2 protein-coding genes are annotated in these 1,165 nt (G+C 72.7%); both read left to right on the forward strand.

Features of this window, described 5'->3' with window-relative positions:
• The first annotated feature begins 39 nt into the window (after positions 1-39).
• The gene (locus CA984_RS44100) at positions 40-882 is read left to right on the forward strand and encodes a DUF4097 family beta strand repeat-containing protein (protein ID WP_086579169.1); all 843 of its coding nucleotides are present in this window, start codon (positions 40-42) and stop codon (positions 880-882) included.
• A 71-nt stretch (positions 883-953) separates the two neighbouring features.
• On the forward strand, positions 954-1,165 hold a 212-nt coding region (locus CA984_RS44105), incomplete at its 3' end, for a hypothetical protein (RefSeq protein WP_133061998.1).

Genomic DNA, 1,165 nt, shown 5'->3' on the forward strand with positions numbered 1-1,165 from the left:
CCCCACAAGACCCCCGCAACCCGCAAGGGAGATTCCGCCATGCCCGTATTCCAGACCCCCGGCCCCGTCGCGCTCCAGGTGAAGTTTCCCGCGGGCGATCTGAACATCACGGCCGCACCTCGCGAGGACACCCTGGTCGAGGTACGGCCGGCCGACCCGTCCAGGTCCATCGACGTGGAGTGCGCCGAGCGGACCCGCGTCGAGCAGATCGACGGAACGATCTTCATCGAGGCGCCCGAACGGCACCTGACGCTGGGCCGCACGCCCCGGCTGGAGGTCGTCGTCGGCCTGCCGGAAGGGTCGCGGGTCGACTCCGTCACCGCCTCGGCCGGCGTCCGGATGACCGGCCCTCTGGACGACGTCTCGGTCAGAACGGCCTCCGGCGACGTGCGGATCGACCGTTGCGCCGGCCTTGCCGTCAAGACGGCGAGCGGTGACGTCACCTGTGACGTCATCGAGGGCGACGCCTACGTGAAGACGGCGTCCGGAGACGTCGGCCTGCGGGAGGTGCTCGGCGGAGCGGAGGTCTCCACCGCCTCGGGCAGGACCGAGCTCGGCGTGGTCGGCGGCTCCGCCACCGTCAAGAGCGCCTCCGGGCGCGTCGGGATCCGGGCGGCCGGCGGCTCCGTCCAGGTGAAGAGCGCGTCCGCCGACGTCACCGTCGACACGGTCGCCCGTGGGAACGTCTCGGTCAAATCCTCCTCAGGTGACGTCGTGATCGGCGTCGCCGCGGGGACCAACGCGTGGCTCGACGTCTCCTCGGTCTCGGGCGGCGTCGGCTCCTCACTCGACCAGGCCGACCAGCCCGCCGCCGGCGCGGAGCAGGTCGAGATCCACGTCCGCACCACGTCCGGCGACATCTCCATCACCCGCGCCCGCTGAGACGTCCGCACCCGCCGGTGCGACATCCCCGACTCCGCACCCATCTGTGAGGCATCCCCAAAGGGAGATCCATGATGCACGACACTCAGATCTACTCCCTCTCCCGCCTGCGGCACGCCGAGATGATCGCCGAGGCGGAGGCCCTGCGCGGCGCGCCGAAGCGCCCCGGCGCCTCGCGCCGGTGGGCGGCCCAGGTCCTTCACGGGCTCGCCGACCGGATCAGCCCGGCGCCGGTCCGCGGATACGACCCCCGCCCCGCCCCGCACGGGCCGGCGCCGGGCTG

Origin of the sequence: Streptosporangium minutum (assembly GCF_002149035.1) — a bacterium.
In the GTDB taxonomy this organism is placed as follows: Bacteria; Actinomycetota; Actinomycetes; order Streptosporangiales; family Streptosporangiaceae; genus Streptosporangium; species Streptosporangium minutum.